The organism is Streptomyces regalis (assembly GCF_001509475.1).
Lineage (GTDB): Bacteria > Actinomycetota > Actinomycetes > Streptomycetales > Streptomycetaceae > Streptomyces > Streptomyces regalis.
Window position 1 is genome coordinate 42,787 of sequence record NZ_LLZG01000376.1, and the last position, 25,233, is coordinate 68,019.

The window sequence follows — 25,233 nt, forward strand, 5'->3', positions numbered from 1 at the left end:
ACCGCATCGTCCGGTGCACCGCCGCCCGGAGCCGTCGCCGATCACGTACGGCTCCACCGAGCCGCCGCAGACCGTGTGCGGCTCCGCAGACCGGAGAACCCGATGGATATATCGACGAAGAACACCGAAGCACCTCCCCCCATCCCACAGCCGACGGCGACCGAGCAGAAGCGCGCGGCCCACGGCGCCACCCGACCCGGCGACCGGATCTTCCTCGGTCTCTCCCGCGGGTCGGGCATCCTGCTGCTGGTGATCATGGCCGCCATCGCGGTCTTCCTCACCTACCGCGCCACCCTCGCGATCAGCAAGGACGAGGGCAACTTCCTCACCACCTCCGACTGGAACACCGGCGCGACCCCGCCGGTCTTCGGTATCGCCGTCCTGGCCTTCGGCACGATCATCTCCTCGATCATCGCCATGGTCATCGCGGTCCCGATCGCCGTCGCCATCGCGCTGTTCCTCACGCACTACGCCCCGCGCAAACTCAGCGGCCCCATCGCGTATGTGATCGACCTGCTCGCCGCCGTGCCGTCCATCGTGTACGGCCTGTGGGGCGCCATGATCCTCGTACCGAACCTGACCGGCCTGTTCGGCTGGCTGGACGCGTACCTCGGCTGGACCGGCATCTTCTCCTGGGACGGCGGCGCCCCCCGCGCGATGTTCACGGTCGGCATCCTGCTCGCGATCATGATCCTGCCGATCATCACCAACGTCAGCCGCGAGGTCTTCCGCCAGGTCCCGCAGATGCACCAGGAGGCGGCCCTTGCGCTCGGCGCCACCCGCTGGGAAGTGATCCGCATGGCGGTCCTCCCCTTCGGCCGCTCCGGCGTGATCTCCGCCTCGATGCTCGGCCTCGGCCGCGCGCTCGGCGAGACGATGGCCGTGGCCACCGTGCTCTCCCCGGACTTCATCATCCACGGCAGCGTGCTCAACCCGGGCGGTGGAACCTTCGCCCAGAACATCGCCAGCAAGTTCAGCGAGGCCACCGAATTCGGCCGGGACGCGCTGATCGCCTCCGGTCTGGTCCTGTTCGTCATCACCCTGCTGGTCAACGGCGCGGCCCGCGCGATCATCGCCCGCCGCAAGGAGTACTCGGGGGCCAACGCATGAGCAACGCAGCCGTCACCGAAAAGCGCGCCAGCACCCTGCGCGGTGCCCGCCTGCCCAAGTGGTCCCCGTACGCCATCGCGGCCGGCTCGGTCGCCGTCGCGGTCGGCATCGGCCTGGCCGCCGGCCTCGACAGCCGCGTCCAGTTGGGCCTGATCGCCGGTCTCCTCTTCATCCTCGGTTCGTACGTCATCGCCGCCCGGGTCGAGGGCCGGCGCCAGGCCAAGGACCGCGTCGCGACCTCTCTCGTCTGGGTCGCCTTCCTGCTGGCGGTCGTCCCGCTGGTCTCCCTGGTCTGGACGACCATCGCTCGCGGTGTGAAGGTCCTGGACGTCTACTTCCTGACCCACTCCATGGGCGTGGTCGCCGACTCCCAGCCGGGCGGCGGCATCTACCACGCCATCCTCGGCAGCCTGGAGCAGGTCGGCCTCGCCACGCTGATCGCCGCGCCGATCGGCGTGCTCACCGCGATCTACCTGGTGGAGTACGGGCGTGGCAACCTCGCCCGGTCCGTCACCTTCTTCGTCGACGTCATGACCGGTATCCCGTCGATCGTCGCCGGCCTGTTCATCCTCAGCCTCATGCTGATGTTCGACATGCAGCCCTTCGGCTTCGCCGGCTCACTGGCCCTGGCGATCCTGATGATGCCGGTCGTCGTCCGCTCCACGGAGGAGATGCTCAAGCTCGTCCCGAACGAGCTGCGCGAGGCCTCCCTGGCGCTGGGCGTGCCCAAGTGGCGCACCATTCTGAAGGTGGTCCTGCCGACCTCCCTCGGCGGCATCACCACCGGCATCATGCTGGCCATCGCGCGTATCGCCGGTGAGACCGCGCCCGTGCTGCTGCTGGTGTTCGGCAGCAAGTTCATCAACGCCAACCCCTTCGAGGGTGCGCAGGCGTCGCTGCCGCTGTACATCTACCAGCAGTACGGTTCCGGAGAGACCCCGGCGTACGACCGCGCCTGGGCGGCATCGCTCACGCTGATCGCATTCGTGATGATCCTCAACATGGTGGCCCGCGGGATCGCCCGCTGGAAGGCCCCGAAGACCGGTCGCTGACGCGGCCATACAGCGACCGAAAACTCTGGAAGTGACGTAAAAATGGCCAAGCGAATCGACGTAAGCGGTCTGACCGCCTACTACGGCTCCCACAAGGCGATCGAAGACATCTCGATGACGGTCGAGCCCCGCTCGGTGACGGCCTTCATCGGCCCCTCCGGCTGCGGCAAGTCGACGTTCCTGCGCACGCTGAACCGCATGCACGAGGTCACCCCCGGCGGCCGCGTCGAGGGCAAAGTGCTGCTGGACGACGAGGACCTGTACGGCACGGGCATCGACCCGGTGTCCGTCCGCCGCGAGGTCGGCATGGTGTTCCAGCGCCCGAACCCCTTCCCCACGATGTCGATCTTCGACAACGTGGCGGCGGGGCTGAAGCTGAACGGCAGCTACAAGAAGAGCGAGCTGCAGGACATCGTCGAGAAGTCCCTCAAGGGCGCCAACCTCTGGAACGAGGTGAAGGACCGCCTGAACAAGCCCGGTTCCGGCCTCTCCGGCGGCCAGCAGCAGCGCCTGTGCATCGCGCGGGCGATAGCGGTGGAGCCCAAGGTCCTGCTGATGGACGAGCCCTGCTCGGCCCTGGACCCGATCTCCACGCTCGCCATCGAGGACCTGATCGGCGAACTGAAGGAACGCTTCACGATCGTCATCGTGACGCACAACATGCAGCAGGCGGCGCGCGTCTCGGACCGCACGGCCTTCTTCAACCTCGCCGCCGTCGGCCAGCCCGGCAAGCTGATCGAGATCGACGACACGGAGCGCATCTTCTCCAACCCGTCGGTCCAGGCCACGGAGGACTACATCTCCGGCCGCTTCGGCTGATCCGCCACCAGGCGACACGAACCCCTCGCGGTGCTGCATGGCGGTGCCACCGCGAGGCAGATAAAGGGCCCGCCCCCTGGCTCCCAGGGGGCGGGCCCGTCTGTATGGGTGGGAGGCGTTTCGGCAGGCTGGGTGGGAGGCGTCTTGGCAGGCACTGCCTTCTCACCGCTTCCTTACCGCCGCCTCAACCCCTCACATGCCCTGCCGCGTCCGTCCGCGCCAGACTCCGCGCGCGTCTCGCCGGCCCCCGCCAGCCGCAGCTGCACTGGGCTGTGCAGAAGGGGCCCTTCTCCACCATCGTCATGCGGTGGTCCAAGGGGTCGCCGTGATTTCGGGAAGAGCTCGGTCCGTCCTTCTGCGCCACACCGACAACGTTACCCAGGGCAAGTAAGCGCAACGCCCCGCCGTGCGTGACGGGGGCACCTACCCGTCGTTAACCGGAACGACAGGGGGCCCGTGACGGACGTACCGGCTGGGGGTAGGCAGGCGATGACGGAGCGGCAGCAGCACAAGCGGAGGCGCGGGGCGGGCGTTGCGGCCGGGGTCCTGTGTGTCTGCCTGGCGGGCAGCGGGTGCGCGCAGAGCGGCGCCGCCGCCGAGGACGCGCGCGAGGGCGAGGCCGTGCAAGCCGTGCGGAGCGCAGCCGATGCGCTCGTCGGCGCCCGGAGCTCCAAGGCCCGTACCTCCATGGAGATGGCCACCGGCGGCACCCGCGTCACCATCCGCGGCGAGGGCGTGTACGACTTCCGCAGGCAGATCGGGCAGCTGAAGGTCCAACTGCCGCAGGATCCCGCCGGCACCCCCGACCAACGGCCGATCATGGAACTCCTCGCTCCCGGGGCCCTGTTCATGAAGAACCGAGGCGCCGGTGTGCCCGCCGACAAGTGGGTGCGCGTCGAGACCCGGTCCCTCTCGGACGGCAACCTCGTCACCGGCGGCGCCACCGATCCGTTCGCCGCCGCCGAGGTGCTGCGCGGGGCGCGGACGGCGACGTATGTCGGTGAGGACGAGATCGCCGGTACGCCGGTGCGGCACTACCGGGGGACGGCTGACCTGGGGATTGCCGCTCAGGACGCGTCCGACGGGAACAAGGAGTCCCTGGCGGCGGCGGCGAAAGGGTTCGCCACGGACAAGGTCCCCTTCGACGTCTACCTCGACGAGGCCGGCCGGATCCGAAAGGTCCGGCACCGGTTCAGTTTCGTCAACGGACAGATGAACAACGCCGTCGCCGTGGCCTCCACGACCTTGCTGTACGACTTCGGGGCCCCCGTCGACGTACGGCTGCCGGACGGCGACGACATCTACGCGGGCAAGATTGCCGAGGAGTGAGGGCCGGGGTGAGGGTCGGCGTATGCGTGCGTGACGGGCGTCAAGAACTAGCCCGTCCGTGCCATGCGCGGCGTGTAGGCCGCTCCCTACTCTAGGAAGTCGGTAACGGCAGAGAAGAGGTGATGCACGTGGCTCCGGTCGGCGGTACGGCAGTTCAGGACCACGTCGCCCTCGCCGAGATCGAGCTGTGCGGAGAGCTGATCATCGCGGCGTCGACCGCCCGCGAGGACCGGCTCAGCCTGGAGAGCATCGACGAGGTGCTGAGAGTCGCTGAGGAACGGGACACGTCGGACAAGTGAGCGACCTCATCAGGTCCGCAGCAGTCGCCCGATCGCCTTCGTCGCCTCTTCCACCTTGGCGTCGATCTCCGTACCGCCCTTGAGGGCCGCGTCGGCGACGCAGTGGCGGAGGTGCTCCTCCAGCAGTTGCAGGGCGAAGGACTGCAGGGCCTTGGTGGAGGCGGACACCTGCGTGAGTATGTCGATGCAGTAGACGTCCTCGTCGACCATGCGCTGCAGGCCACGGATCTGGCCCTCGATCCGGCGCAGGCGCTTGAGGTGCTCGTCCTTCTGCTTGTGGTACCCGTGGATGCCCCGGTCGTGGTCGGTCACGACCTCCGGGACGGCTGCTTCCGCGGCCTGGTCAGTGGCGGAGGGCACACCCGCGCCGGCCTCGGTGGTCGTCATCGCGTCCTCCAGTCAGAAACCGCTTCATATACCCCTACTGGGTATATCGTACCGAACTTTGCTAGGTATAGGGCCTGTGGCCGACACCGCGAACGACCGCTGGACTGGACCACTGGGCAGCCCCCGTGCCGACCACTGTGCCTGATGGGCGACACTGGGGGACGGCCCATTAGCCCTGGCCGGATGATGCGCCTAGCATCAGCCTGACCGAACCGACGCTTCTTGAGGACCCTCACGTGCGCTTTCGTCTGACCCCCCGGGAGACGAGCTTCTACGACATGTTCGCCGCATCCGCGGACAACATCGTCACGGGCTCGAAACTCCTGATGGAACTGCTCGGGGCGGACACCGCCGGCCGGGCCGAGATCGCAGAGCGTATGAGGGCCGCGGAACACGCAGGTGACGACGCCACACACGCGATCTTCCACCAGCTGAACTCCTCGTTCATCACGCCGTTCGACCGCGAGGACATCTACGCCCTCGCATCCTCCCTCGACGACATCATGGACTTCATGGAGGAGGCCGTCGACCTGGTCGTCCTCTACAACGTCGAGGAACTGCCCAAGGGCGTCGAGCAGCAGATCGAGGTGCTGGCACGCGCGGCCGAGCTGACGGCCGAGGCGATGCCGAACCTGCGCACGATGGACAACCTCACCGAGTACTGGATCGAGGTCAACCGCCTCGAGAACCAGGCCGACCAGATACACCGCAAGCTCCTGGCCCACCTCTTCAACGGCAAGTACGACGCGATCGAGGTCCTCAAGCTCAAGCAGATCGTGGATGTGCTGGAGGAGGCGGCGGACGCCTTCGAGCACGTGGCGAACACGGTGGAGACCATCGCCGTCAAGGAGTCCTGAAGCCCACCCATGGACACCTTTGCGCTGGTCGCGACCATCGGAGTCGCGCTCTTCTTCACGTACACCAACGGCTTCCACGACTCCGCGAACGCGATCGCCACGTCCGTGTCGACGCGCGCGCTGACACCGCGGGCCGCGCTGCTGATGGCCGCGGTGATGAATCTCGGCGGCGCCTTCCTGGGTTCGGGCGTGGCCAAGACGGTCAGTGAGGGACTGATCCAGACACCCGAGGGCTCGAAGGGAATGGGGATCCTCTTCGCGGCCTTGGTGGGCGCGATCACCTGGAACCTGATCACCTGGTACTTCGGCCTACCGTCGTCCTCCTCCCACGCCCTGTTCGGAGGCATGGTGGGAGCGGCACTTGCAGGCGGAACCACCGTGTACTGGCACGGCGTCCTGGAGAAGGTCGTCATCCCGATGTTCGTGTCGCCGATCGTCGGCCTGTGCGCGGGCTACCTGGTGATGACGGCGATCATGTGGATCTTCCGCCGCGCGAACCCGCACAAGGCCAAGCGGGGCTTCCGTATCGCACAGACGGTCTCGGCCGCCGGCATGGCCCTCGGCCACGGCCTCCAGGACGCCCAGAAGACCATGGGCATCGTGGTGATGGCGCTGGTCATCGCCGACGTCGAGGACTACGGCGACCCGATCCCGGTATGGGTCAAGATCGCGTGCGCCGTGATGCTGTCACTCGGCACGTACGCCGGCGGCTGGCGCATCATGCGCACCCTCGGCCGCAAGATCATCGAACTGGACCCGCCCCAGGGCTTCGCCGCGGAAACAACGGGCGCGTCGATCATGTTCACCACAGCCTTCCTCTTCAAGGCCCCGATCTCCACGACCCACGTCATCACGTCCGCGATCATGGGCGTGGGCGCAACGAAGCGGGTGAACGCCGTGCGCTGGGGCGTGGCCAAGAACATCGTCCTGGGTTGGTTCATCACGATGCCGGCAGCGGCCGCGGTGGCTGCGGCGGCCTTCGGGGTCGTACATCTGGCGTTCTTGTAGGCGTCGGGCGGGGGCGAGGACTCGGTCCACGGTCTGAGAGCTGCGGCGCTGACGCGGCGACGGGGGACGAGGACTCCGTCGGCGTTCTGAGAACTGCGGCACTGGCGCCGGGAGGTGACGGAGCTCTGGCATTCGATCTCGGCCATCCCGAGCCCCCACCCGCACGGGGCTTCGCCTCACGGTGCTGACGGTCACCTCCCAACACCGGTCCGCGCATTTCAGCCCGTCCGGCGTTTGAGGACGAGGCCCGTTCAGGGCCGAAGCGGGGGTCCAGGGGGCGGCAGCCCCCTGGCGGGGCCGAAGGGGCGGAGCCCCTTCAGGATGGGACGGGTAGGGGCGGCGGGGGCGAGAAACGCACCACGGCAACCGCACCGCACCATGGAACCCCGCCCCCCACCACCCCGTCTCGTTCCACGTAACCCCCAGGAGGCGACATGGAACGGCGTACCTTCATCGGCGGCGGCGCAGCAGCCCTCACCGCCCTGGCAGCAACCGCCTGTAAGGCCAACTCGGACACAGGCACGGCCGCCGACACAGCCACCCGCACCGAGACCACCACCACCCGAACCACAACCGCCTCCGCCCCCGCCAACTGGACCGCCCTCGCCCAAGACCTCGACGGCCCCCTCATCCGCCCGGGCGACGCCGACTGGAAATCAGCCCACCAGCTCTACAACACCCGCTTCGACTCCCTGAAGCCCGCCGCAGTCGCCTACGTCGCCCACCCCGACGACATCCGCACCACCCTCGCGTACGCCCGAGCCCACAACCTCCACGTCGCCATCCGCAACGGCGGCCACTCCTACGCCGGCTGGTCCTCCGGCAACAACCGCCTGATCATCGACGTCTCCAAGCTCAACCGCATCCGAGCCTCCGGCAACACCGCGGTCATAGGCGCCGGCTCCAAGCTCATCGACGTCTACCGAGCCCTCGCCGCAAAGGGCACCACCATCCCCGCCGGCTCCTGCCCCACCGTCGGCGTCTCCGGCCTCACCCTCGGCGGCGGCCACGGCGTCACCTCCCGCGCCTACGGCCTGACCTGCGACAGCCTCACCCAGGCCACCCTGATAACCGCCGACGGCAAGCAGCTCACCGCCAACGCCACCACCAACAAGGACCTGTTCTGGGCCCTGCGCGGCGCCGGCAACGGCAACTTCGGCGTCGTGACGGAACTGCACTTCAAGACCCACCCGGCCCCCCAGGCCGTAACGGCATACATGACCTGGCCCTGGTCGAAGGCCGCCGCGCTGATCAAGGCCTGGCAGGAGTGGGGCCCGACCCAGCCCGACGAGATCTGGTCGTCCCTGCACGTGGCCAACTACGCCGGCGGCACCCCCACCATCTCCGTCGCCGCGTTCTCCCTGGGCACCTACGGCGAGCTCCAGAACGCCGTTGACCGCCTGGCCGACCGCCCCGGCGGCCCCGGCCCCGCGACCAACGTCGCCCTCAAGCGCCGCTCGTACGAGCAGTCGATGGAGCTCTACGCCGGCTGCTCGTCGTTCACCACGGACGCGCAGTGCCACCTCCCCGGCTCCACCCCGGGCCGCTCCCCGCAGGGCGCGCTGGGCCGCGAGACGTACGCGGCGAAGTCGGACTTCTTCGACCGTTCGCTCTCCTCGGCCGGCATCCAGACCCTGCTGAAGCAGATGCAGGCGGTCCGCGGCGGCTCCGGCAGCATCGCACTCACGGCCCTCGGCGGAGCCGTCAACCGCGTCTCCCCCACGGCAACCGCCTTCGTGCACCGCCGCTCCCGCATCCTGGCCCAGTACATCGGCTCCTGGCGCGCCGGTACGACGGGCTCCGCGTCCCAGGCCTGGCTGAAGTCGGCCCACGACGCGATGCGGCCGTACGCCTCGGGCGCCGCGTACCAGAACTACGCCGACCCGACCCTGAGGGACTGGCGCAAGGCGTACTACGGGGATGCGGCGACGCGCCTGACGAAGTTGAAGAAGCAGTACGACCCGCAGGGCTTTTTCACGTACCCGCAGGCGCTGTAGCGGTCACAGTCATCAACACAACACGACGCAAGCCAAGAAAGGCACGTCAACGGCGGCGCCAAACGCCCTAAGCCGCGAGATCCCGCTCCTCAGCCCCCGCCCCCGCCGACTCCTTCCGAGCCCCCGGAATCAACGCGTCCTGCCCACCCGCCCGGGACAACCTCCGCGACCGGATCAGCCACCCACCCCTGGGCGACCGCTCGATCGCGGACATCACAGGTGTCAACAGCGCCATGGCCAACGGCGACAGCAACAGCGCAACAGCCGTACCGAGCGCGAACCCACCCACCACATCGGTCGGATAGTGCACGCCCATATAGACCCGGCAGAACCCTTCGAGAAGAGCGAGCCCGATCCCGACCAGCCCGAACTTCCGGTTCGCGACGAACAACCCGACCCCCAGGGCCATGGCGATCGTCGCGTGATCACTCACGAACGAGAAGTCGGTCTTGCCGGACACGAGGACTTCGAGCCCTTGGTGATCGTTGAACGGCCGAGGCCGCTCGACGAACCCCCGTATGGGCACATTCACGACCACCGCGAGCGCGGCGGCGAGCGGCGCCCACACGAGCGCGGCCACCGACGAGGCGGCATCCTCCGCGCCCCGACGCCGCACGGACCACCAGCACCACACCACGAGCAGCACCATGGCGAGCACCAGCCCGTACTCACCGACGTACTCCATGACCCGGTCGAACCAGCGCGGCGCGTCCTTGGCCAGGCCATTGATGTCGTAGAGCAGCTCGACGTCGGGGTTCGACCCGGATTCTGCGAGTCCAGCCATGATGCTGCGGCCCCTTCGTCGTCTCTCCGGCGCATCTTGCGTACGCCGCTCCGCCCACCCCCGTGGTTGTAGATCCGGCTACGAAACCAGGAACGCACGGTCCCTGTTGATACGTTCCACACTCCACTGAATGATCACTCAGACGTTATCGAAGAGATATCCATCCCTGCAGCTCAGGGGGTGGGTTCACGCTCCGTCTACACCGCCGTAGGCAGCGCTTTCGCGCCATCCTCGGTCACTCGCGTGGCCCCGAAGTAATCGGGGGTGTCGATCGGGTCGAACCGGATCACAGCACCCGTTCTCGGCGCGTCGATCATGTACCCGCCGCCGACATAAATCCCGACATGCCGGATGGCCCGGGAGTTGGTGAGGTCGTCCGAGAAGAACACCAGATCCCCGGGCAACAACTCGCCCCGCTCCGGATGCGGCCCCGCGTTGTACTGATCGTTCGCCACGCGCGGCAGCGTGATCCCGACCGTCTCATATGCGGCCTGCGTCAGCCCCGAACAGTCGAACCGCCCACCGTCCTCGGCAGTGCCCTCCCCACCCCAGAGATAGGGCGTGCCCAGCTTCTTCTGCGCGTAGTAGATGGCGCCGGCGGCCTGCTTGCTGGGATCGACACGGTTGACGGGCGCGGCGAAGCTCTCCTCCAGAGTCGTGATCGTCTTCACGTAGTTCTGGGTCTCCTTGTACGGCGGCACGCCCCCGTACTTGATGACCGCGTACGCCCCCGCGTTGTAGGACGCGAGCATGTTCTTCGTCGGGTCGCCGGGGACGTCCTTCACGTACGAGGCGAGCTTGCAGTCGTACGACGCGGCCGACGGAATCGCGTCATTCGGATCCCATACGTCACGGTCGCCGTCACCGTCGCCGTCGACGCCGTGCGTGGCCCAGGTGCCCGGGATGAACTGCGCGATGCCCTGCGCGGCCGCCGGGCTCTGGGCCTTCGGGTTGAACCCGCTCTCCTGGTACAGCTGGGCGGCGAGCAACGCGGGATTGATGGCAGGGCACATATTGCCCCACTTCTGCACGAGCGTCTGATACGCGGCCGGCACAGCCCCCTTGGCGAGGGTCTTGGCCCCGCCGCCCACCCCGTTGGCCAGGTTCCCGGCGACGATGTAGACCCCGACGACGAGCAGCATCACGAAGCTGAGCCCCGCCGCGACAGCGGCACCCGCCACGATCCATGCCTTACGCACCGTCAACCGCCCCTCGCCCGCCGGGAGTCCGCCCGCGCCAGTTTAGGAGCTTCCCACGCGGAACCCGTGGCAACCGATGCTCTCGCAATCGCCACTGAAAGTCGTCAGGGCCGGCTCAATGAAGCTCCCGTCCGATACTCCGATACAGCTCCGCCGCCTCCGCCCCGAACACCACGCTGTACGACACGTCCGCCGTGGCCCCGCCCCCGTCGTGCCCGCCCAGCACCCCGACAACGGCCCCGTCCCCGTTCACCCAAGGACTTCCGCTGGTCCCCCCGCGGAAGCCGGGACAGGCGATGCGCTGCTGCGTACGGGTCTGAAGGCCCGGCTTGTTGGTGCAACTGATCGGCGCTTCCCGGGAGTTGAGGTACCCCGTGACCGTCACCGCCGTAGCCCCGGTGGCCCTGCCCGTGGCGAACCGATTGCCACCGACCGCCTCCTCGACGCCTTCCCCGCCACTCCGCTCCTCCACGACCCCGAACGCCACGTCACTGTCCTCGTCCCGCCCCTTCACCCACCCCTTCGCCATGAACCACTTCGCGACCTTCCACACCCCGTATGGCGCGTCGCCGTCCCGGTACCCGGGCACGAACCAGAGCTCGTCGACCCTCCGGTCCAGACAGTGGGCGGCGGTGACGATGAGGTTCCGGTGGGGACTGTGCACGACGGACGCGGTACAGAAGTGACCGCCGCGCAGGCGGTCGCGACGGTCCGCCGCGAACAGCGCACCGACCCGCGCGCTGCGCGCCTGCGCCGCGGTGAAGGCGGTCACGCCGAAGGGACCTGCACCAGCGCCGGCAGCCGCGGAGGCCGAGGTGAAGGCGAGGAGGAGGCTGGCGGCGTACAGAGGAAGGCGGGTGGTGCGGGAGGATCGGGAAGTGGGCTTCATCGAGGGCCACTGTGGCCGACGAAGGTGAGAGAAGAGTCAGACTCCCTGCGGCGAAGCGCCGTACCCAGGGAAATCGTCTGTGCCGAGTTCGATGGCCAGCGGCTCGGGCAACCGCACGGATTCCCCGAACTTGCCCGGGAGTACGTCCCGATAGGCCCCATTGTCCGGACGGGTGTGCAGGGTCCAGGTGCCCTTGCGTGGGTCAATGACAAGAAGGACGGGGACACGGGCTACGGCGTACCAGTCGGCCTTGTCTCTGATCTCGCGGGACTTCTCGGACGGGGAGATGACCTCGACGGCCAGCGCGGCGTCCTCGGGGGCGGCCAGCCAGTTCTCGTCCTCCTCCCATTCCAGAGGCAGGACGATCAGGTCTGGCGTGACGTAGTCGTCCGGGTCTTCGGGCAGGCCGATGGAAGACACTTCATATACGTCCAGCCCTTCAGGCAGAGCCGCACTCTCAAGTTGGCGCCGCACCCGCTTCACCACGCCCGCGTGTTTCCCGCGCGGAGTAGGGGACGTCACGAGCTTTCCTCCCACGATCTGCACCCGCAGACCCGTCTCTGCCTCGATCTTCTCGGCGATGCGTCGCAGATACCCCGGACGTGGACGCGGTTCGGGCTGGGCGCCCGGTGACACGGACATCGCTCGCCACCTCCGTCCTTCCGCCTCATCGGCGTCTTCGACTGCGCGCGCGGGCTCGGTGGGAGGTCCGACATCCCGCTCGGCGTCGAATCCACCGTACTGTGCGCCCTCCCCCTCTCCACCTTTCACGTTCCGCATACGACTCATCACAGTAGGCCACCCCACTGACACTCCGCCCACAGCAACTTCCCGCCCCCCCGAAGCCCCCAGCTCCCGCAGCACCGAGACGCCGGTCGCATCCGCGCAGGCCCGCACCAGATGCAGACCGCGACCGTGCTCCGCGTCGTACGTCGGCACCCCCTCGGGCGCACCCTCGACAGCGAACCCGGGCGGGACCCTCGGGTCCGTGTCCCATACGGCGACCCGCAGGCGACCGGGTTCCATCGGACGGACACGGAGGGCGTAGGGGCCAGCGGTGTGGCGGTGGGCGTTGGCGAGGAGTTCGGCGGCCAGGAGTTCGGCGGTGGGGGTGACGTCGGTGAGGCCGTGGGCGGCGAGGACGGTGCGGAGGGTTGCGCGGGCGATCCCCGGTGCGCGTGGATCGCGCGGGAGTTGGAGGGTGTAGGCCCAGGACGGGGATACGGTGGCCATGGAAGTCTCCGATCACAGTGGGGAGTTGGGTGGTGACCCAGTGGCGGTGCCGCCCGTCGGGCGGTGCACTTCTGGGCCCAGTTGTAAGGTAGCGGCAGCCGTGTAATGCATTACACAGATTCACTAAAATCCATTCCACTCCACCCGTGTGGGTGACAGGTAGTGGCAAGGAGGAGGACAAGCCCGTGAGGACCAACCCAACGGGTCGCCAACTCCGCTTGGGCACTGAGCTGCGCAAGCTTCGGGAACGCGCAGGCCTGACTGCCACCGAGGCCGGTCAACTGCTGGGCTCCAAGCAGACGCTGATCAGCAACATCGAGGCCGGCCGCGCGGGGGTGAGCGCCGAGCGGGTGCGCACGCTCGCCTGCCACTACGACTGCCCGGACAAGGCCCTCATCGGGGCCATTGCCGACATGACCGGCCACCGGGAGCGCGGCTGGTGGGAGCAGTACCGCGACCAGCTCTCCCCACCACTGCTCGACCTCGCCGAACTGGAACACCACGCCCGGTCGTTGCGGGACTCCACCACAGCCCGCATCCCCGGCCTGCTCCAAACGCGCGAGTACGCACTCGAGATCTTCCGTCAGGCGGTCACCGAACTCTCACCACCCGACATCGAGCACCGCCTGACGTTCCGCATCAAGCGGCAGGCGATCCTCTTCCGCGAGGACCACCCGACCCCGTACGAGGCGATCATCCACGAGGCCGCCCTGCGCATGAAGGTCGGCGGTGCCACGGTCGCTCGACAGCAGTTGCAGCACCTGATCGACATGAGCGACCGAGGCCACATCACCGTGCGTGCCGTCCCCTTCGACGCCGGCGCCTACCCGGGATCCGGACAGTCGATCCACTACGCGCACGGACCGGTACCGCAACTGGACACGGTCTATCTCGACCAGGCCCACGGCCTCCTGTTCCTCGACGCCGAGGCACAGTTGCACAAGTACCGAACACTGTTCGACCGGATCGACGCTGTCGCGCTCGCCCCCGAGAAGTCCCGAGACCTTATCCACAACGTGATGCGAGAGCTGTGAAGGGAACACCCCATGGACTCACGCTGGCAAAAGTCGTCGTACTGCTCCGAGGGCGCCTCCTGCGTCCACGTCGCCACCACCACCGAAACGATCCATCTCACCGAAAGCAGCGACCCCAGCGAATCCATACTCACGGCCACCCCGGCCGCCTTCCACGCCCTCCTGACCACCCTCAAGAAGGAAACCCATGCCTGACATCCCCCCGAACCTCACCTGGGAACGCGCCGCCCCGCCGGAGGCGACCGGCCCGGGCCCCTGGATCGAGATCGCCTTCGGCGAGGGGGACGACGGCGAGGCGCCCGTCTACATCCGCGAGACCAGCGACCCGGACAACGTGGTCACCACCAACCGCCGCAAGTGGGACGCCTTCGTACTCGGCGTCCAGGCAGGCGAGTTCGACCACTTCGTGGAGTAACGATGCCGTCGGCCCCGTTTACCCGGCAGGTAATCGATCCCGGCGAGCCCGCGTGCCACGCTCGTGAGCAGAACGCGAGAACACGGAGCCCGACCGACCGGAAGGACACCATGCCCGCCTACGCCATAGCCCACCTCCGCAACGCCACTCCCCACCCGGAGATCGCCGAGTACATCGAGCGCATCACCGCCACCTTCGAGCCGTACGGCGGCCGCTTCCTCGTGCACGCCACGCCGCACGAGACGAAGGAGGGCAGTTGGCCCGGGGGCGTCGTGGTGATCGGCTTCCCCGGGATCGCGGAGGCGCGGGCGTGGTGGGACTCGCCCGCCTACCAGGAGATCGCGCCCCTGCGCTCCCGGCACATCGAGGGCGACATCATCCTGGTCGAAGGCGTCGCAGAGGACTACGACCCGGCCACGACGGCGAAGGCCATGCGGGAAGCGCTGGCCGAGTAGCCCTCAGCGCTGTTCGGCATCGTCCCCTACCCCTGAGTACGCATACTCAGGCACTAGGTCATCCGCCACGGCAGACTGTGGGCGATCTGCGGACCGGCAGATCCAATCGACCAGCAGGGGGACCAACTGTGAGACGGACGAGTCGAGCCCTGACCATGACCGCGCTGGCGGCATGCGCGCTGACCGGCCTCGGGGCCGCGCCCGCCGCCGCGTCGGGCGATGTCCTGTTGCCCCATCCCGGACCGGAGGGTCTGGTGTGGGTGCAGGAGTGGAAGGGGGACGGCGGTGTCGTGTCGGCGGGCACTTGGGAGAGCCTGCCGACCGTGCTCACCGTGGCGTGCGAGGGGGGCGGCGATGTGCAGGTGACCATGCGGTCGCAGGACGCCGAGGTCGCCGCGTTCTCAGTCGACTGTCCGGCCGGGGAGGCCGGGGTGGGCTCGGTGACCATGGACCCCGGCGTGGTGCGCGCCGGTTCCTTCGAGGTGGCCGTCGACGCTTCGGCGGACGACATCCGATGGGCGCTGACCGTGACCCAGCCGGAGTCGTGACCCGGCGAAGTAAGCGGAGTAACAAGTAGCGAAGTAACCGTGGCGCCGAGCGCCGCACTACCGCTCGGCCGCCACCCGGCCCACCTGCTGCACCTGCTCCGCCGGCCAGCTCACCCCCGTCAGCTCCTCCGACACCGTCCACAACCGCCGCGCCACCCCCGCATCACTCGCCGCGGCCGACCGCCCCACCAGCGTCGGCGCACCCCGCATCTCACCGAGCCCGTCCGGGCCGACGTAGCTCGCGCCGGGCAGATCCTGAGTCGCCGCGTACAACGTCGGCAGCGCCCCTGCCCTGTCGTCCTGGGCGAAGAACCTGTTGCCGATCTTCATGAACCCACGCATCACCGGGTTCCCCGCATGGCTCTGGAGGTTGGTGGCCGCATAGCCGGGGTGCGCCGCCAGGGCCCGCACCGAAGAACCGGCCTCCGCCAGACGGCGCTGGAGTTCCAGCGTGAACAGCAGGTTCGCCAGCTTCGACTGGGCGTACGCCCGCTGCGGGTTGTAGTCGGACGCGAAGTCGAGGTCCTCGAAACGGATGCGCGCATCGCCCCAGCGGTGGGCGCCGGACGACACCGTCACCACGCGGTCGGCGACATATGGCACCAGCAGGTTCGTCAGCGCGAAGTGCCCCAGATGGTTCGTGCCGAACTGCATCTCGAAGCCGTCCGCCGTCCGCTGCTGCGGCAGCATCATCACGCCCGCGTTGTTGATCAGCAGGTCCAGGGGCCGCCCCTGCCAGGCGTCCGCGAACTCCCGCACGGACGACAGATCCGCCAGATCCAGGCGCCGCACCTCCGTACTACCGTTCACCGTCGCGGCGGCCGCCCGCCCCCGCTCCAGATCCCGTACGGCGAACACGACATGCGCGCCCGCGCGGCCCAGCGCGTCGGCCGCGGTGAGGCCGATACCGCTGTTGGCGCCGGTGACGACGGCGGTGCGGCCGGCGAGGTCGGGGAGGCGGGTTGCGTCCCACGCCGTCTTGGTCGTCTGCCCCGTCTGCTTCATCTGCTTCTCAGCCATGCAATCGAATGTAGGCGCCGCCAACAATGCCGTCAATGACAACAATGCTGACGTCGCCAACAAAGATGGCACCGCCAACATCAAGCTACGATGGTCCACATGCCCGAGAGCCGCCCCTACCACCACGGAGACCTGCGCGCCGCCCTGCTCGCCGCAGCGGAACGCACCCTGCGGGAGAAGGGCGTCGGCTCCCTCTCACTGCGCGAACTGGCCCGCGAGGTCGGCGTCAGCCACGCCGCACCCGGCCGGCACTTCAAGGACAAGCAGACCCTGCTCAACGCCCTGGCCCTGGCCGGATACGAGCGGCTCGCCCAGGCACTGAACGCGGCCGACGACCCGGCACTCCCACTGGAGCCGCGCCTCACCGCCCTCGCCCGGGCCTACCTAGGCTTCGCCATCGACAACGCCGAGCTCCTGGAGCTCATGTACGCCCGCAAGCACGAACCGGACGCCTCCGAGCAGATGGCCGACGCCGTCGAGCAGACAGTCGGCGGCCTCGCACGAGTCCTCGCGGACGCCCAGAAACGCGGCGAGATCATCGAGGGCGACCCCGAGGAACTCAACCTCGTCACAGGCGCCGCCCTCCACGGCGTGGCCGGCTTCATCGCCGCCGGCTGGCTGCCCCCGGAGGTGGCCCTGGCCGGTGTGGAAGACCTGGTCCATCACCTGCTGCACGGCCTGAAGCCCCGCTAACGGTCGGATTCCACGCCGGGCACGGCAACGCCCCCAGGGGCGCGGGACCGTATCGACATGCGGCACCGCCGCGTGGGCGCGACCAGCCACAACGAACCCGCAGCCCCCACACAACCGCACCCCTACGGCGATCAGACCTCACACCCCAAACGCCCCCCGCAGAACACTGACCGCCTGCCCAATAGCAGCCCCCGCCGCCCGCGTCTCCCGCAGCGCGTTCAGCATCACGAAGTCGTGAATGACCCCCTGATACCGCACCGCGGTAACCGGCACGCCCGCCTCCCGCAGCTTGTTCGCATACGCCTCCCCCTCATCCCGCAGCACATCGGCCTCGGCCGTAATCACCAGCGCCGACGGCAATCCCTCAAGCTGCTCCACACCAGCCCGCAGCGGACTCGCAGTCACCTGCGCCCGCTCCGCCTCGTCCGTCGTGTACTGATCCCAGAACCACTGCATCGCATCCCGCCGCAGGAAGTACCCCTCGGCGAACTGCCGGTACGACCCCGTCTCGAACGCGGCATCGGTGACCGGATAGAACAACACCTGCTGAACCAGCGGCACATCCCCCCGCTGCTTCGCCATCAGCGTCAGCGCCGCCGCCATGTTGCCGCCCACCGAGTCACCGGCCACCGCGATCCGACTCGCGTCCAGGTTGTTGCCCGCCCCCTCGCCGACGACCCACCGCGCGACGGCGTAGTTCTGCTCGATGGCGACGGGATAGCGAGCCTCGGGCGAGAGGTCGTACTCGGGAAAGACAACCGCCGCCCCGGTACCCACCGCCAGCTCACGCACCAGACGGTCATGGGTGTGGGCGTTGCCGAAGACCCAGCCCGCCCCGTGGATGTAGATGATCACCGGCAGCACCCCGGTGGCACCCGCAGGCCGGACGATCCGCGCCCGCACCTCACCCGTGGGCCCACCGGCCACGGTGACCCACTCCTCCTCGACCTCGGGCTTCACGATGTCGCCGGACTGCACCTCGTCGACGACCTTCCGCCCCTCCGCCGGCCCGAGGTCGAACAGATACGGCGGATTCGCGGTGGCCTCGGCGAAGGCCTGGGCGGCGGGTTCCAGGACGGGGCGGTTGGGCTCGGTCATGGCGATCTCCTCAGATCGGGGCGCCGCACGCCCCACACACACGGGCAGGCTCGCTCGGCTGGATTCGCCGGGTTCGGCGGCACACCACGAAAGTAGCGCCCGATTAAGTAGCGCGCAACTTATTAGTACAAGATTAATTCGTTGGCGATACAATCGAGAGGACTCGAACGCTACGCTGCACCCTCCACAACCGGCCCGGGAGCCCCGATGACCAGCACCGACATAAAGGACCAGGAGCCGGAAGGCTCCCTCCTCCTGGACGACCAGCTCTGCTTCGCCCTGTACGCCGCCTCCCGCGCCGTCACCGCGCGCTACCGCCCCCTCCTCGACGAACTCGGCCTGACCTACCCGCAGTACCTGGTCATGCTCGTCCTCTGGGAACAGGACTCGATCTCCGTACGCGACCTGGGCGCGGCCCTCCAGCTGGAGTCCAGCACCCTCTCCCCGCTGCTCAAGCGCCTCGAAGCGGGCGGCCTGCTGCGCCGCGAGCGCCGCCCCGACGACGAGCGCTCGGTCGCCATCCGCCTCACCGAGACCGGCGCCCGACTCCGCGACCGCGCGGCCACGGTCCCGCTCGCCATCGGCGACGCCATGGGCCTGACCCCCGAACAGGACGCACTGGCCAAGCAACTGCTCCGCCTGATCACCACGAACGTCGCGGAGAACTGAGCCCCACCGAGCCGCACCCCCCAGGTCAAGCCGAGGCCATCCCCCGCCCATCCCCGCGCCATTGATCAGCAATCCCCAACGCCCCTGAGCAATACGGAAGTCAGGATTCCGAAACTCGTCTTGTTGTCACGTACTCAACAAGCGACAGTCGTCGGCGGGCCGCCGCCCCCACCGGGAACCGCACCGGTGGACCCCCACCCGCAGGCCTCTTCACCCACGCTCAGGAGGCTGTACGTTGCGTACGACGACCCCCAACTCCCCCACACACCGCGGCAGATGGCGCCGCCTCACCTCCACGGCCGCCACCGCGGCCGCAACCGCCGCACTCGTCCTCACCGGACTCGGAAGCGCCGGCACCGCGACCGCCGCGCCCGCCACCCCGCAGAAGACCCCCGCCACCACGAAGGTCACCTGGACCGCCACCCCCTGCGCCACGCCCAAGCACAAGGGCGACCTGGCCTGCAACTCGGTCCGCGTGACCGGCGGCACCACCGCCTTCGAGAAGCAGCGGGCGGCCAAGGCCGGCATCACCCCCAAGGCCGGTGACGCCACCACCCCCTCCGGCTACGGCCCGTCCGACCTCCAGAACGCCTACGGCCTGACGTCCGCCGCCGCCTCCAACGGCTCCGGCGAGACCATCGCGATCGTCGACGCGTACGACGACCCGAACGCCGAGGCCGACCTCGCCAAGTACCGCTCGCACTACGGCCTCTCCGCCTGCACGACCGCCAACGGCTGCTTCAAGAAGGTCGGCCAGACCGGCTCCACCACCTCCCTCCCCTCCGCCGACAGCGGCTGGGCCCAGGAGATCTCCCTCGACGTCGACATGGCGAGCGCCACCTGCCCGAACTGCAACATCCTGCTGGTCGAGGCATCCTCCGCATCCATGGAGAACCTGGGCACGGCAGTGAATGAGGCGGTCAAGCTGGGCGCCAAGTACGTCTCCAACAGCTACGGCGGCTCGGAGTCCTCGTCGGACGCGTCGTACGACTCCTCCTACTTCAACCACCCGGGCGTAGCCATCACCGTCAGCGCCGGCGATTCCGCCTACGGCGCCGAGTACCCGGCCGCGTCCCGCTACGTCACCGCCGTAGGCGGCACGAAGCTCTCCAGCAGTTCCTCCGCCTCCCGCGGCTGGACGGAGAGCGTATGGAAGACGAGCAGCACCGAAGGCACCGGCTCCGGCTGTTCCTCGTACGACGCGAAGCCGAGCTGGCAGACCGACAGCGGCTGCGGCAAGCGCATGATCGCGGACGTCTCGGCCGTCGCGGACCCGGCGACCGGCGTCTCGGTCTACGACTCCTACGGCGTCACGGCCGGCTGGTACACCTTCGGCGGAACGAGCGCCTCCGCACCGATCATCGCGGGCGTCTACGCCCTCGCGGGCACGCCGTCCAGCGGCTCGTACCCGGCCCAGTACCCCTACAACGCGGCCGGGTCGTCCGCCCTCAACGACGTGACCTCCGGCAACAACGGCACCTGCTCCACGTCGTACTTCTGCACCGCCGGTTCCGGCTACGACGGCCCCACCGGCTGGGGCACCCCACAGGGCCTGGCCGCCTTCACCGGCTGACCCTCCGTCACCGCCCCTGACCACAACGGGCCACGGCACCCAGCCGCGGCCCGTTCGCACTTTCGTCCCGATCGCTTGGTGGACCTGGACTACTCGTCCGCGAAGATCTCCTCGGCGGACGGTGCGGTGACGGCTCGGTCGAACCATCGGCCCAGGGTATCGAGATCATCGCAGGACGTGATGCGCTCGCGGTCGGCGTCCGAGACGTCGATGCCACGGCGGTCCAGAAGCCGCAGGATGTCCTCGGCACGGCCCTGGGCACGGCCTTCATCCCGGATTTCTTCGGAGAGCCAGGACTTGTAGAAGGAGAGGTCCACAGCCACCAGGTTCCTCCAGATTTCTGCGGCCCGGCGGTTGCCGCCGATGCCTTGTGCGGTGAATTCGATGATGGGGTCGACGACGGCTTCGGGCACGCCCCGCAGAGCGGCGGACAGTGCCTTCAGTATCCCATCGACGGCCGGATCCTTCGCGTGGGTGATGGCGGACAGCGTGGTCAGCGCCAGGTCGGAGCGGGCCTCGTCCGGATCGGTGATCACGGGCATGTTGTGCGGGCCCGCCACGAGCGGACGGAGGGTGAGCGGGGGCCACTGAGCGGGCCCGATGGGCACGGTTCGGGCAGCCCACTCGGCCGTGGCCCGGTCCTGGCAGATGACCAGCAGCAGAGGCGGGATCTTGTACTTGGTGTACAGGTAGCTGAGGTAGTAGGCCCAGCTTGCCGGCTTGTCCGGGTCTTTCGCTCCCTGGGACTCGACGAGGAGCAGGAGCGGGTCCTCGCCGTCGCAGTCGAAACGCAGCAGCGTGTCGACTCGGCGTTCGACCGGCCGGACCTCGGTGAGGTCGGTCGGCAGGACCGTGACCGAGGTGGGTAAGGCGAAGCTGAGACCAAGGGCCCGGGAGACGCCGGTGAACAGTCCCGGGTACTCCTGGAAGATGCGGTGCATCGCCTCGTGGGGTGAGTTGACCATGCGGTTCCTTGCACTGGGGAGATCAGTCGGAAGATGTGACGATGAGAGGGCCCGGCAGTTACGGCAGCGGCCGGATCCGGGCACGTGAGGCTCCGCACATCTCACTCGGGGGCACACCGCCGCGCTACCGGCACTCGGCCCACAGCAGCTTCCCGCCCTTCGAGGCACCCGGGCCCCGGAGCACAGAGACGCCGTAATCGTCCGCACAGGCCCGCACGAGGTGCAGGCCGCGCCCGGTTTCGGCGTCATGCGGCGGTACGGCGACGAGGGCAGCGTCGGCCCCGTCGCACCCGAACCCGGGAGGGATCCATGGGTCCGCGTCCCATATCGGCGGCCCAACGGTCGCGCGGGCGCAGCTGCAGCACCTGCTGAGCATGAGCGAGCGGGACCACATCACCATCAAGGTGCTCCCGTTCGCCGCAGGAGGCTTCCCCGGCTCAGGGCAGTCGATCTTCTACTCCACCGGCCCAGTGCCTCAGCTCGACACCGTCCACCTCGACCAGTCCCACGGTCCCGCCTTCCTCGACGCCGAGGCCCAACTCGCCAAGTACCGCGTACTTCTCGACCGCATGGAAGCAAAAGCCCTCCCACCCGAGAAGTCACGAGACCTCATCCGGTCCATCGTCCAGGACCTGTGAAGGGAATCGAGATGCACGAGCGCACCTGGCAGAAGTCGTCGTTCTGCGGCGAGGGCGATTCCTGCGTCCACGTCGCCACTGCCACCGAAACGATCCATCTCGCCGAAAGCAGCGACCCCACCGGCGCGATACTCACGGCCACCCCGGCCGCCTTCGAAGCACTCCTCAGCACCCTCAAGAAGGAAACCCGTGCCTGACCTCCCCCCGAACCTCACCTGGGAACGAGCCGTCCCACCCGACGCCACCGGCCCTGGCCCCTGGATCGAGATCGCCTTCGGCGAGGGCGACGACGGCGACGCGCCCGTGTACATCCGCGAGACCAGCGACCCCGACAACGTGGTCACCACCAACCGCCGCAAGTGGGACGCCTTTGTCCTCGGCGTACAGGCAGGCGAGTTCGACCACTTCGTGGAGGGCATGGACCACTGAAATCTCCCCAACCCGGTTCACTCTCCGCAGGAGATTGAACCGCCCGCCCTTCGCGGTGAGTCACGGAACCTCGACCCCGCCCACCCGCTTCACCACGTCGTCCACCAAGGCCTCGTCGCACAGGGCCACCGACCAGTTGGAGCCGGCAACCAGGCCCTTGGGAGTCCGACTATCGGTGATCTTCGACCAGAGCCCCTCATCGCGCGACCGCGCATCGTCGTAGATAGCGAGGTCGGCGCAGTGCTCTTGGCGCTGCTGTCCTCCCCTGCCCGTGGTGCAGTTCAGAAACTGCCAGCTCAGTGCCGGGTCGTTGTCGTCATCGTCCCGGTCCGCGCATCCCACGGCCGCGTCCACCTTGTCAGCCAACGCGTCGAGGTTCTTGTAGGCGGGTTTGTCCGGGATCTCGGGAAGCTGGTCCTTGTACGGAGGCTGGTCGGGAGAACTGGTCTCGCCAAGGGGCTTGAGGACGACGGCGTGCAGGGCCTTGGCCACACGGGGGGCGAAGTCGGGGTCCATGACGCGGATGTACCAGTTGCCGGCGGCTACCAGGGTGTGTTGGTAAGGCGGATTGCGGCGCAAGGCGAGGGCGGTACCCATGTTGCTGGGGGTGTCCAGATGGAGTTCGAGTTCGACAGGCTCTCCTGCCCCCACCCGAGCACCGCATCTTGACGCCTGCCCATCGGGCCCCCTCCCCAGAACGGTGCACTTGATTCCCGCCTCTTCCAGGGCGAAGACCAGGTCGTCGGTTCGCTCGTACGCAGGCTTCTTCGGAACACTGGCCGGGATCGGTTTGCGTGGTGCATCGCCTGTCCTCTCGTCCGAGTCAGTGCAGCCGGCCAGGAGGACAGCGCAAAGACATATCAGGGCGACAGGTCGCGTTGTGCGCTTCAACTGACTACTCCTTGGGCGGAGTCGGCGGCGGATTGGGGCTCGGTGACGGTGTGCCGGGTTCCGGCCGGCCCGTACCGGTGCCTCCGCCTGAGCCGTCCGTATCGTAGATCGGGTCAAGACCCACGTGGTGCCCCGCTGGGGTCTGGCTCTCGATCTGATCGATGGCCCGGGCGCGTTCCGTGTCGCTCAGCGCGTCCCACGCCAGTGCGTCGTCGATGTGCGGTTCGATACGGTCCCAGTTCTCGCCCCGGGTCTTGATGTCGCCGCCACGGTGCGCGGAGTCGTCCCCGTAGGTCTCGTTCTTCTCCCGTACGTCCTGTGTGTCGGCCGCGTACAGCGTGAACAACTGCTTGTCCGTGCCGGCTCCGTACTCGTCCTTGTCGCGTAGACCCTTGACGTGAAACGCGCTCAAGCGGATGGCTTCGTTCGGGTTCTGCTCGATGTACTTCGTGAGCTGGCTGTCACTCAGCTCAGAGACAAATCCACCGTCGGCCGTCCTGAACGACATGTTGTTAGATCTAAGGGTCTCCCGCACCGTCTCCAGCTTCATATGCGTGATCCCCAGCGACTTGTCCGGCTTCAGCGTCTCCCTGAGCGACCAGTCGAAGAATCCCCCGAACCACGGCAATGGGCCCTCCAGATCCCGGTCGTGGTTCTGCCACCACTGCTGTTCCTGCCACAGGATGGCGAGCAGTAGCTTCTTGCTCATACCCGTCTCCGCCGACGCCCGGTCCACCGCGTCGAGCTGGGTGCGCGAGACGTTGATGTGGTGCACCCCGTCGAGGTACTGCAGACGCAGCGCGATGGCCAGCGGGCTGTTCTCGTCGAGGGCCTGCGACACCAGCTTGGGGTCCTCGATCTCGATCAGGGCTCGAATGGTGCGCAGTTCCGTCGCGGCCTCGGCGTCTGCCTCTTCGGCTTTGCGGAGGGCGTCGCCGATCACGTCCGCCGCGTGCTGCAGTGAGCCGCCCTCACTCTCGTCACGGCCTTCCTTCCAGGTGGCCCGGCCGCTCGGGTCGATCTGGATGCCGTACCGGTTGGCGTAGTCGAGCGCACTCTCCAGGTCCCGCTTGGCGCCCTCGATCACATCGGCGAGGGTGTCGTACGTCCGCATCAGGCCCTTGAGTGCCGTCGCGGCTGCCTCGAAGTCCTCGGCGTGCTTGACGAAACGTCTGCGTGCGGCTTCTCCGCTGTCGCTGACCCAGCACTTCTGCAGGGTCGAGGCGACCTCATCACGTGCGTACGAGGCCATGTCCTGGCACTCCTTCGACGACCGGAGCGCGTCATCGGCAGCGTCCCGCCACTGCTGGGGGCGGGCGGCCTCGAGCTCATCGACCGTGATGGCCATCAGGCGCCACCCTCCATCCGGCTGGCAGCCTTGCGCATCTCGTCGGCGATGGAGTGGTCCGTACTGATCTCGCGGTCCATGGCCTTGTTCAGTCCCTCGGCCGCGTCCTCGACGAGATCTCCGAGTTCACGCAGGCGCATCTGCCACGCGCGTACACAGTCGTCGCTGGCTGGTCCCGACTGCCACCCGCTGTGCGCCTTGCCGACGGCGGCCGCGTCGGTCAGCTCCCGTTTGGCGCGGCCCGAGCTGTTGGCTTTGCGTATGTCCTCGGACTTGCGCCGTATCGGGCCGTCTTCGAGAAGCATTTTTCCCCCTGCCCTGGAATCCGAATCGATGCGAATGGATGCTGCATGTATTGATCACGAGCAGTCTACGAACGCCCTTCCCACTCGGGGCAGTTCGCCGGGAGGACGACTCAAAGGTTCCGGAAAGCCTACGGATGAACGCGCGAACGATACGGCGGCCAACGCCACTCCCGCGCGGCCCAGCAGAAT

At 68.2% G+C, this 25,233-nt stretch carries 31 protein-coding genes; 19 read left to right on the top strand and 12 right to left on the bottom strand.

All coding sequences use genetic code 11. The features are described from left to right. Nucleotides 1-102: 102 nt before the first annotated feature. Genes pstC through pstB form a run of 3 tightly spaced genes read left to right on the top strand, consistent with a single transcriptional unit; the run spans nt 103 to nt 2,981 of the window. Nucleotides 103-1,110, top strand: coding sequence for a phosphate ABC transporter permease subunit PstC (gene pstC / locus ADL12_RS37170; protein ID WP_062711061.1), 1,008 nt, complete (start codon nt 103-105; stop codon nt 1,108-1,110). Next, a complete protein-coding gene (gene pstA / locus ADL12_RS37175) occupies nt 1,107-2,162 on the top strand; it encodes a phosphate ABC transporter permease PstA (RefSeq protein WP_062711064.1) in 1,056 nt (351 codons plus the stop codon). The genes pstC and pstA overlap by 4 nt, the downstream gene beginning before the upstream one ends. 42 nt (nt 2,163-2,204) lie before the next feature. Further along, nucleotides 2,205-2,981, top strand: a complete 777-nt coding sequence (gene pstB, locus ADL12_RS37180; RefSeq protein WP_062711066.1) for a phosphate ABC transporter ATP-binding protein PstB — start codon at nt 2,205-2,207, stop codon at nt 2,979-2,981. Between the two features lie 184 nt (nt 2,982-3,165). On the opposite strand, the gene ADL12_RS58675 is transcribed toward pstB, so the two are convergent. Next, entirely contained in the window at nt 3,166-3,345 is a 180-nt protein-coding gene (locus tag ADL12_RS58675; RefSeq protein WP_425265185.1) for a hypothetical protein, read from the bottom strand. A 125-nt stretch (nt 3,346-3,470) separates the two neighbouring features. Here ADL12_RS58675 and ADL12_RS37185 point away from each other — a divergent pair, with 125 nt between their 5' ends. Both ADL12_RS37185 and ADL12_RS55190 read left to right on the top strand, forming a co-directional pair. Further along, nucleotides 3,471-4,310 carry an SCO4651 family lipoprotein gene (locus ADL12_RS37185; protein WP_062711068.1) on the top strand — a complete coding sequence of 280 codons (840 nt, stop codon included), beginning with the start codon at nt 3,471-3,473 and terminating at the stop codon, nt 4,308-4,310. A gap of 122 nt (nt 4,311-4,432) precedes the next feature. Next, nucleotides 4,433-4,609, top strand: coding sequence for a hypothetical protein (locus tag ADL12_RS55190; RefSeq protein WP_167364454.1), 177 nt, complete (start codon nt 4,433-4,435; stop codon nt 4,607-4,609). 9 nt (nt 4,610-4,618) lie between these two features. Here ADL12_RS55190 and ADL12_RS37190 read toward each other — a convergent pair whose 3' ends face one another. Continuing rightward, the gene (locus ADL12_RS37190) at nt 4,619-4,996 is read right to left on the bottom strand and encodes a metal-sensitive transcriptional regulator (RefSeq protein WP_062711070.1); all 378 of its coding nucleotides are present in this window, start codon (nt 4,994-4,996) and stop codon (nt 4,619-4,621) included. A gap of 236 nt (nt 4,997-5,232) precedes the next feature. Between ADL12_RS37190 and ADL12_RS37195 the strand changes: the two genes are divergently transcribed. From ADL12_RS37195 to ADL12_RS37205, 3 genes are all read left to right on the top strand, one after another. Continuing rightward, the gene (locus ADL12_RS37195; protein ID WP_062711072.1) at nt 5,233-5,853 is read left to right on the top strand and encodes a DUF47 domain-containing protein; all 621 of its coding nucleotides are present in this window, start codon (nt 5,233-5,235) and stop codon (nt 5,851-5,853) included. 9 nt (nt 5,854-5,862) lie between these two features. Then, a complete protein-coding gene (locus ADL12_RS37200) occupies nt 5,863-6,861 on the top strand; it encodes an inorganic phosphate transporter (protein WP_062711074.1) in 999 nt (332 codons plus the stop codon). Between the two features lie 434 nt (nt 6,862-7,295). Then, a complete protein-coding gene (locus ADL12_RS37205) occupies nt 7,296-8,858 on the top strand; it encodes an FAD-binding oxidoreductase (protein ID WP_062711076.1) in 1,563 nt (520 codons plus the stop codon). A gap of 67 nt (nt 8,859-8,925) precedes the next feature. Here ADL12_RS37205 and ADL12_RS37210 read toward each other — a convergent pair whose 3' ends face one another. The 4 genes from ADL12_RS37210 to ADL12_RS57150 all read right to left on the bottom strand — a co-directional run bounded on the left by ADL12_RS37210 (nt 8,926) and on the right by ADL12_RS57150 (nt 12,963). Beyond that, a complete protein-coding gene (locus ADL12_RS37210) occupies nt 8,926-9,642 on the bottom strand; it encodes a phosphatase PAP2 family protein (protein WP_062711080.1) in 717 nt (238 codons plus the stop codon). A 197-nt stretch (nt 9,643-9,839) separates the two neighbouring features. After that, complete coding sequence (locus tag ADL12_RS37215; RefSeq protein WP_425265186.1) at nt 9,840-10,784, bottom strand: C40 family peptidase; 945 nt, start codon at nt 10,782-10,784, stop codon at nt 9,840-9,842. Between the two features lie 172 nt (nt 10,785-10,956). Continuing rightward, entirely contained in the window at nt 10,957-11,730 is a 774-nt protein-coding gene (locus ADL12_RS37220; protein WP_062711083.1) for a trypsin-like serine peptidase, read from the bottom strand. Between the two features lie 36 nt (nt 11,731-11,766). Continuing rightward, a complete protein-coding gene (locus tag ADL12_RS57150) occupies nt 11,767-12,963 on the bottom strand; it encodes a Uma2 family endonuclease (RefSeq protein ID WP_244188179.1) in 1,197 nt (398 codons plus the stop codon). Nucleotides 12,964-13,148: 185 nt separating this feature from the next. Here ADL12_RS57150 and ADL12_RS37235 point away from each other — a divergent pair, with 185 nt between their 5' ends. From ADL12_RS37235 to ADL12_RS37255, 5 genes are all read left to right on the top strand, one after another. Next, nucleotides 13,149-13,997 carry a helix-turn-helix domain-containing protein gene (locus ADL12_RS37235; RefSeq protein WP_062711086.1) on the top strand — a complete coding sequence of 283 codons (849 nt, stop codon included), beginning with the start codon at nt 13,149-13,151 and terminating at the stop codon, nt 13,995-13,997. A 12-nt stretch (nt 13,998-14,009) separates the two neighbouring features. Beyond that, nucleotides 14,010-14,192: a DUF397 domain-containing protein gene (locus ADL12_RS37240; RefSeq protein WP_062711089.1), complete on the top strand. Its 183-nt coding sequence runs from the start codon at nt 14,010-14,012 to the stop codon at nt 14,190-14,192. Beyond that, nucleotides 14,185-14,412, top strand: coding sequence for a DUF397 domain-containing protein (locus ADL12_RS37245; protein WP_062711092.1), 228 nt, complete (start codon nt 14,185-14,187; stop codon nt 14,410-14,412). Before ADL12_RS37240 ends, ADL12_RS37245 begins: the two co-directional genes overlap by 8 nt. Nucleotides 14,413-14,522: 110 nt before the next feature. Continuing rightward, nucleotides 14,523-14,867 (top strand): DUF1330 domain-containing protein, encoded by a 345-nt coding sequence (locus ADL12_RS37250; protein WP_062711095.1) that lies wholly within the window; start codon nt 14,523-14,525, stop codon nt 14,865-14,867. Between the two features lie 128 nt (nt 14,868-14,995). Next, complete coding sequence (locus ADL12_RS37255) at nt 14,996-15,415, top strand: hypothetical protein (protein WP_244188180.1); 420 nt, start codon at nt 14,996-14,998, stop codon at nt 15,413-15,415. Between the two features lie 57 nt (nt 15,416-15,472). Here ADL12_RS37255 and ADL12_RS37260 read toward each other — a convergent pair whose 3' ends face one another. Next, the gene (locus ADL12_RS37260) at nt 15,473-16,435 is read right to left on the bottom strand and encodes an oxidoreductase (protein ID WP_244188181.1); all 963 of its coding nucleotides are present in this window, start codon (nt 16,433-16,435) and stop codon (nt 15,473-15,475) included. A gap of 90 nt (nt 16,436-16,525) precedes the next feature. On the opposite strand from ADL12_RS37260, the gene ADL12_RS37265 reads away from it, so the two are divergent. Further along, on the top strand, nt 16,526-17,128 hold the full coding sequence (locus tag ADL12_RS37265; RefSeq protein WP_062711101.1) for a TetR/AcrR family transcriptional regulator: 603 nt from the start codon (nt 16,526-16,528) through the stop codon (nt 17,126-17,128). A 138-nt stretch (nt 17,129-17,266) separates the two neighbouring features. Here the strand turns inward: ADL12_RS37265 and ADL12_RS37270 are convergent, their stop codons facing one another. After that, the gene (locus tag ADL12_RS37270; RefSeq protein WP_062711104.1) at nt 17,267-18,226 is read right to left on the bottom strand and encodes an alpha/beta hydrolase; all 960 of its coding nucleotides are present in this window, start codon (nt 18,224-18,226) and stop codon (nt 17,267-17,269) included. 207 nt (nt 18,227-18,433) lie between these two features. Between ADL12_RS37270 and ADL12_RS37275 the strand changes: the two genes are divergently transcribed. Next, on the top strand, nt 18,434-18,895 hold the full coding sequence (locus ADL12_RS37275) for a MarR family winged helix-turn-helix transcriptional regulator (protein ID WP_062711108.1): 462 nt from the start codon (nt 18,434-18,436) through the stop codon (nt 18,893-18,895). Nucleotides 18,896-19,130: 235 nt separating this feature from the next. Then, a complete protein-coding gene (locus tag ADL12_RS57155; protein WP_062711111.1) occupies nt 19,131-20,468 on the top strand; it encodes a S53 family peptidase in 1,338 nt (445 codons plus the stop codon). A gap of 89 nt (nt 20,469-20,557) precedes the next feature. Here the strand turns inward: ADL12_RS57155 and ADL12_RS37285 are convergent, their stop codons facing one another. Next, the gene (locus tag ADL12_RS37285; RefSeq protein ID WP_062711114.1) at nt 20,558-21,433 is read right to left on the bottom strand and encodes an RpnC/YadD family protein; all 876 of its coding nucleotides are present in this window, start codon (nt 21,431-21,433) and stop codon (nt 20,558-20,560) included. A 374-nt stretch (nt 21,434-21,807) separates the two neighbouring features. On the opposite strand from ADL12_RS37285, the gene ADL12_RS37295 reads away from it, so the two are divergent. Genes ADL12_RS37295 through ADL12_RS37305 form a run of 3 tightly spaced genes read left to right on the top strand, consistent with a single transcriptional unit; the run spans nt 21,808 to nt 22,500 of the window. Further along, nucleotides 21,808-22,071, top strand: coding sequence for a Scr1 family TA system antitoxin-like transcriptional regulator (locus tag ADL12_RS37295; protein ID WP_062711120.1), 264 nt, complete (start codon nt 21,808-21,810; stop codon nt 22,069-22,071). Nucleotides 22,072-22,082: 11 nt separating this feature from the next. Further along, nucleotides 22,083-22,268, top strand: a complete 186-nt coding sequence (locus tag ADL12_RS37300) for a DUF397 domain-containing protein (RefSeq protein WP_062711163.1) — start codon at nt 22,083-22,085, stop codon at nt 22,266-22,268. After that, nucleotides 22,261-22,500, top strand: coding sequence for a DUF397 domain-containing protein (locus ADL12_RS37305; RefSeq protein ID WP_062711122.1), 240 nt, complete (start codon nt 22,261-22,263; stop codon nt 22,498-22,500). The genes ADL12_RS37300 and ADL12_RS37305 overlap by 8 nt, the downstream gene beginning before the upstream one ends. Nucleotides 22,501-22,560: 60 nt before the next feature. Here the strand turns inward: ADL12_RS37305 and ADL12_RS37310 are convergent, their stop codons facing one another. The 3 genes from ADL12_RS37310 to ADL12_RS57160 all read right to left on the bottom strand — a co-directional run bounded on the left by ADL12_RS37310 (nt 22,561) and on the right by ADL12_RS57160 (nt 25,044). Beyond that, complete coding sequence (locus tag ADL12_RS37310) at nt 22,561-23,097, bottom strand: hypothetical protein (RefSeq protein WP_062711125.1); 537 nt, start codon at nt 23,095-23,097, stop codon at nt 22,561-22,563. A 298-nt stretch (nt 23,098-23,395) separates the two neighbouring features. Next, complete coding sequence (locus ADL12_RS37315; RefSeq protein WP_062711130.1) at nt 23,396-24,739, bottom strand: hypothetical protein; 1,344 nt, start codon at nt 24,737-24,739, stop codon at nt 23,396-23,398. After that, nucleotides 24,739-25,044, bottom strand: coding sequence for a hypothetical protein (locus tag ADL12_RS57160; RefSeq protein ID WP_062711133.1), 306 nt, complete (start codon nt 25,042-25,044; stop codon nt 24,739-24,741). The genes ADL12_RS37315 and ADL12_RS57160 overlap by 1 nt, the downstream gene beginning before the upstream one ends. Nucleotides 25,045-25,233: the final 189 nt, after the last annotated feature.